The sequence below is a fragment of the Synergistota bacterium genome (assembly GCA_021159885.1).
Lineage (GTDB): Bacteria > Synergistota > GBS-1 > GBS-1 > GBS-1 > AUK310.
This window is the reverse complement of sequence record JAGHDO010000044.1, coordinates 1-6089: the sequence shown is the minus strand read 5'-3', so window position 1 is coordinate 6089 and position 6089 is coordinate 1. Positions and strand designations below refer to the sequence as shown.

Annotated in this window: 6 protein-coding genes; 3 read left to right on the top strand and 3 right to left on the bottom strand. The window is 43.3% G+C overall.

The window, feature by feature from the left end; genetic code table 11:
- The 3 genes from J7M13_03985 to J7M13_03975 all read right to left on the bottom strand — a co-directional run.
- A partial coding sequence (locus J7M13_03985) for an ArsB/NhaD family transporter (protein MCD6363146.1) occupies window positions 1-1240 on the bottom strand: 1240 nt, incomplete at its 3' end.
- Between the two features lie 15 nt (window positions 1241-1255).
- The gene (locus J7M13_03980; protein ID MCD6363145.1) at window positions 1256-2527 is read right to left on the bottom strand and encodes an ArsB/NhaD family transporter; all 1272 of its coding nucleotides are present in this window, start codon (window positions 2525-2527) and stop codon (window positions 1256-1258) included.
- The gene (locus tag J7M13_03975; GenBank protein ID MCD6363144.1) at window positions 2524-3678 is read right to left on the bottom strand and encodes an MFS transporter; all 1155 of its coding nucleotides are present in this window, start codon (window positions 3676-3678) and stop codon (window positions 2524-2526) included. Before J7M13_03975 ends, J7M13_03980 begins: the two co-directional genes overlap by 4 nt.
- Window positions 3679-3733: 55 nt before the next feature.
- Here J7M13_03975 and J7M13_03970 point away from each other — a divergent pair, with 55 nt between their 5' ends.
- From J7M13_03970 to J7M13_03960, 3 genes are all read left to right on the top strand, one after another.
- Window positions 3734-4666, top strand: a complete 933-nt coding sequence (locus J7M13_03970; GenBank protein ID MCD6363143.1) for a pseudouridine-5'-phosphate glycosidase — start codon at window positions 3734-3736, stop codon at window positions 4664-4666.
- The gene (locus J7M13_03965) at window positions 4653-5072 is read left to right on the top strand and encodes a DUF296 domain-containing protein (GenBank protein ID MCD6363142.1); all 420 of its coding nucleotides are present in this window, start codon (window positions 4653-4655) and stop codon (window positions 5070-5072) included. The genes J7M13_03970 and J7M13_03965 overlap by 14 nt, the downstream gene beginning before the upstream one ends.
- On the top strand, window positions 5069-6089 hold a 1021-nt coding region (locus J7M13_03960), incomplete at its 3' end, for a carbamoyltransferase HypF (protein MCD6363141.1). The genes J7M13_03965 and J7M13_03960, both read left to right, overlap by 4 nt.

Sequence of the window (6089 nt, the reverse complement as noted above, 5' to 3'; positions counted from 1 at the left end):
CCGAGAGTATAAGAGAAAGCACCATCGTAAACATCCCTACTTTGAGAAAATCAAGAAAGCGAATGCGATAGCCAGCTCTATCCGCTATGCTTGCAACCACTATGTTAGCGGAAGCTCCTATAAGAGTTCCATTCCCTCCAAGGCATGCTCCAAGAGCCAAAACCCACCAGAATGCAGATGAAAAATGAGCGGTGTGTATAAGATCATTAACGAAATAAACCATCGTGGCGGTATATGGAATATTATCTATAAAGGCGCTGGCAAAGCCTGACCCCCAGAGTAGAACGTTAGCGGCGAAAAACTGTTTATTCCCTACCAAGGATATAAAGGCAGAGCCAAGTCTCCTTATGACGCCGGAGTAGTCCAGCGCACCTACTATAATGAAGAAACCAGCGAAGAAAAGAAGGGTTGGAAGTTCCACAGATTCCCTTATTATCCTCTCAGCTTCTTTACCGCAAAAGATAAGCATAACCATGCCTCCGAGAACAGCTATGGTAGCCGCCTCAAGTCCCATTACGCTGTGAAAGCAGAACGCCACTATTATTCCCAAAAGGATGGCTACCTTATACTTCAGAAATTTCGTATCTTTTATAAGATTAGTCTCCTCTATTCGCGATACAACATTCCAACTTTCGTGCGGTATGGAAATCTTACCAAAGAATATCCTTATGCTTAAGGGAAGCAAAAGCATTATTACGAGGACGATCGGAGTTAGATTAAATAAAAAATCGGTGAAAGATAGCCCCGCAAAGCTTCCTATTATTATGTTTGGGGGATCACCTATTAAAGTAGCAGTCCCTCCTATATTGGAAGCGAAAACTATGGAATATAGATACGGCAGAGGATCTATTTTCATTATCTCTGCTATCGAGAGAGCTATAGGCGCTATAAGAAGCACGGTAGTCACGTTATCAACGAGAGCGGAGACCACAGCAGTAGCCCAGCTTAAAGTCATTAATATAGCCCAAGCATTTCCCCTTCCAAGCTTTATTGCTTTAATGGCAAGATACTCAAATAAGCCGGTTTCTTTCAAAACTCCCGCAACGAGCATCATTCCAAGCAGAAGACCTATGGTATTAAGATCTATATAGTGGAAAGCTTCTTTCTGGGGAAAAACCCCGAGAGCTATAACTATTCCCCCACCTAAGAGAGCCGCGATCTCCCTTCTTACCTTTTCCAGCGTTATAACGAGGAGCGTAAAAATGAATACGGATACAGATATAAGCTCATTAAGGCTCATTCTATCTCATCCCCTTTACATAAAGTACCTCAGGGCAACATATATGCTGGATATCACCATACAGAGAATCATCGTAAACATTCCTATCTTAAGGAAGTCAGTAAAAGTGATCTTATAACCGCTCTTTTTAGCTATCTCCGCCACGACTATGTTCGGAGATGCTCCTATAAGCGTTCCGTTTCCTCCAAGACAGGTTCCCAAAGCAAGCACCCACCAGAAAGCCGAAGAAAAATGAGCATGCTTTATAAGGTCATCAACAAAGTAAAGCATGGCAGCAGTATAAGGAATATTATCAACAAAAGCGCTTATAAAACCCGATCCCCACAGTAACAAATTTGACGCCAGTATAGGCTTACCCCTCATGTGCTTAACGAAAAGGTTCCCAAGAGAGTTTATAACGCCTGTGTGCTCAAGCGCTCCAACCATTATGAAGAATCCTATGAAGAAAAGCAAAGTATTGAGTTCAACTGATTCCTTAACTATTCTGTCGGCTTCCTCGCCACATGGAAGTATCATTATCATCGCTCCAAAGACGGCAACAGTCGCTGCTGGCAAACCTATGTATCCGTGAAAAACGAAGCCAAGTATTATACCGAGCAATATCAGTATCTTGAGCTTCAAGCCCTTGGAATCCTTTATAAGCTTATTCTCGTCAACGCGCGATATGGTGTCCCATGATTCGCGAGGTATTGTTAAGTTGCCGAAAAATACTTTTATAACGATAGGAAGTGAAAGCATGATTATGAATACAACGGGAGCCAAGTTGTATATAAAATCCATAAAGGATAGATGAGCGAAGCTACCTATCATAACATTTGGTGGATCGCCTATAAGAGTAGCAGTTCCACCTATGTTGGAGGCAAATACTATACCATATATGTAAGGAAGAGCGTTTATTTTCATGATTTCCGCCATGGAAAGGGCTATAGGCGCTACAAGAAGCACAGTGGTAACATTATTTATAACGGTTGAAACTAAAGCGGTAACGCCTGAGAGATATATAAAAATTATCCATCCGTTTCCCTTACCCAGCTTTATCGCTTTAATGGCAAGATACTCAAACAAACCCGTCTCCTTCAAAACGCCCGCGACGACCATCATTCCCAGAAGCAAGCCCAGTGTGTTTAAATCAATGTAGCGAAAGGCTTTATCTTGAGGTAGGATGCCGAGAACAATAATAAGAGAACCTCCTAATAGAGCAGCTACCTCCCTTTTAACCTTCTCGGTAGCTATGAGAGCCACGCTGCCAATGAATATAACTATTGAAGCTATTTGTGGAAGGCTCATCCTCCTTTACCCCTCCTCCATCCCAGTTTAAATCTGCTCCCCATAAAGGTCGCTCCAGTGTAAACGAAGATCGCTCCCGCTACAAAGGGAGCGAAAATGCCAAAAGCATCCATGAGCCCTCCGGAAATGACGGGACCGAGAACCATGCCCAAGCTGTTTGCCGTTTGAAGAACCGTCATGCTGATAGCCATACCTCTTTCTCTACCGACTTCTGTCATTATAGCAGTGAGAGGTGGGAAAACCGATCCAGCTGCTACTCCTATGCAGATCACAAGGGCAAACGTGAGCCAGTAATCGTTTACAAAGGGAATCCCCAAAAGCAATGTTGCATAAATAGAGCTCCCGATAATTACCATTTTCCAGCGAGAGAATTTATCCGCCAGCTTTCCAAAGGGCCATTGAACGAAAGCTGTTATGAGAATATAAGCTCCCACCATGCTACCTATATCTGCATATTTTATGCCCTTGGAAAAAGCCAACAAGGGAAGAAAAGTCATGACTGCCCCTCTTGAAAGAGCCATGGTGAATCTTATAGCGTAAATCCCTTGCGAAACTGGATCGAGAAACATGGCCTTCAGTGTCCTTAAAAAGCCTTTCCCTTTTCTCTTAGAAGTTGGCTCTGCCCGAGGTAAAAATAGAAGAGCTATAAATAGCGCCACAAGCGTTAGCATCGCCATACCGATAAAGGCAGCGTTAACTCCCCACCTTTGAACGAGAAAACCGCTTATCAGGGGCCCTCCCCCCATGCCAAGAAAGAAAGAAGTCGTGATTATTCCCATGTACCTTCCTTCCTTCCCGACGGGAGACAAATCTCCAACATATGCCATGGACAACGGTATAACCATGGAAGACCCAACGCCATGTAAAGCCCTTACACATATCAATCCACCCAGACTGTCTACACAGATATAAAGCAGGGAGGCTATGAAGTACACAGCAAGCCCTACCATTATAAAGATCTTTTTCCCAAACCTCTCCGCAAGAGCTCCAACAAATGGCATTCCCAAGAGCCTTAAAAGAGAAAAGGCAGAAAACACAAGCCCTACTTGCGTGCCCGTAGCCCCAAGCTCTTTAGCATATATAGGTAAAACTGGAACGACTATTCCTATCCCCAAAATAGCGGTAAATACGAGAAAAAATAGAACGACCATAGCTTGCTACATTATACTACTCATTGTAGAATAAAAGCAAGGAGTGTTAAAGGGGGTGGAAGTCATCTGGGAAATAAAAGAAGAGGTGAAAGAGGCTCTATCTGAAGGGAAACCGGTAGTCGCACTTGAATCGAACCTGATAGCTCACGGCCTTCCGTATCCCAAAAATATCGAGGCTGCCACCCTGGCAGAGAAGGTCATAAGAGAGCATGGAGCAATTCCAGCCACTGTAGCTATAGTAAACGGAAAGATTAAAGTTGGGTTAGGAGAAGAAGAGATCTCCCTTCTTGCCGAGGGGAGGAAAAGCGGAATACTGAAAATAGGAGTTCGAGATATAGCTATAGCTCTTGCAAGAAGGGAAAGTGGAGCTTTAACAAGCGGAGGCAGTTTATGGTGTGCCCGCAAGATAGGAATAGAAGTTCTCGCAACCGGAGGAATTGGTGGAGTTCACAGAGATTTTAAGCAGAGCTTTGACATATCAAATGACCTTATAATCCTATCAGAAGGAAGCGGAGTCGTAGTTTGCTCGGGACCTAAAGCTATACTGGATCTTGAAGCAACCTTAGAGCTCTTAGAAACTTTGGGCGTTCCCGTTATCGGATATAGAACGGATGAGCTTCCCGCTTTTTACTTCAGGAGAAGCGGCATAAGGCTCGATATCTCAGCAGTTTCTCCAGGAGAGATAGCCCAAATATACGAGTATTTCAAGGAATTGGGAATAAATAAGAGCATTCTCGTTGTTAACCCACCGTCTAAGGAGCTTTGGGATAGAGAAGAATTTGAACCTCTTCTTGAGGAAGCTCTTGAAGAGGCAAAAAAGCTCAATATAAAAGGGAAGAATTTAACACCATATCTTCTGGGAAAGCTGGCTCAACTGAGTAGGGGCAAGAGCGTTGAAGCTAACATTAGCTTGCTTCTCTCAAATGCGGTTCTAGGAGCTAAGATAGCAGTGGAAATAAAGGGAGGGATAGAAGGTGTTAATGGTTAAGGGAGAAAGAGCCTGGCTTATAAGATTCAACGATGGAGAAAACTTAATAGAGGGTTTAAACGAGATAGCCGAAAAGGAAAACCTAAGGGGAGCAGTTTTAGTCTCAGCCACAGGAATGTTAAAGGAGGTTGAGATAGCTTACTTCACGGGTAAGGAATATATCAGCTCTACGCACAAAGAGGCTCTCGAAGTAGTATCACTTCAGGGAAACCTAAGCTTGAAAGATGGAAAACCTTTTTACCATATTCACTGTGCGCTCGCCTTTCCAGATCACACGGTAAAAGGAGGGCACCTCGTCAGAGCGAAAGTAGCAAACACGCTTGAGCTGTTTATAATACCACTTGATTTCCCACTGGTAAGAAAGGAAGTACCGGGGTCTCCACTTTTAGCTCTGGAAAGAGGATGAAGAGGACAAGAATAAAGGTATATGGTGTGGTTCAAGGGGTGGGCTTCAGGCCCTTTGTCCTGAAGCTCGCCCGCTCTTTGTGCCTGGGGGGCTGGGTTAAAAACACGAGCGAGTGCGTGGAGATAGAGCTCTTAGGGGAAGAAAGCAGGATACGAGAATTCATAAAGAAGCTTAGAACATCTCATCCTCCCTTAGCCAGAATAGTCAACATAGAGATTACAAGCGACGAAGAGTACGCTAAGGAAATAATTGATTTCAGAATATTAAAGAGTGAGAGAAAGATATCAAGCCGAAAGGAGGATCTCTGGATTCCGCCAGATGTTGGAACATGCGATGACTGCTTAAGGGAGCTTTTCGATCCTAAGGATAGAAGATATAGATATCCATTTATAAACTGCACAAACTGTGGTCCACGATTTACCATAATAATATCGCTACCTTACGATAGAGAAAAAACCACGATGAAAGCTTTTAAAATGTGCGAAAAGTGTCAAAGCGAGTATGATAACCCGGATGATAGAAGATTCCACGCCCAGCCCAATGCGTGTCCGGTATGCGGACCACGATTAAAACTTCTTGATAGATACGGCAGGGTCATTCCCGGAGACGCCCTTGAAAACGCCATTAAGATTCTTAAAGAGGGAAAAATCTTAGCAGTGAAAGGTTTGGGTGGTTTTCACTTAGCAGTTGATGCCTTAAATGCTAAGGCAATAGAGGAATTGAGGAGAAGAAAAAGAAGACCTCACAAACCATTTGCCCTTATGGCGTTTAATTTAGAGAGAATATCAAAATTTGCCTTCCTATCAGAAAGGGAAAAAGAAGATATCTCAAGCCCCATAAAGCCTATTCTTATACTTAGGAAAAAGAAAACATCTATCCTACCAGAGGTTATAGCCCCAAATAATAAATATTTGGGCTTTATGCTCCCCTATACCCCACTTCATTATCTCTTAACCGAAAAATTCGAGGCTCTTATAATGACGAGTGGAAATCTCTCGGACGAACCGATAATTTATG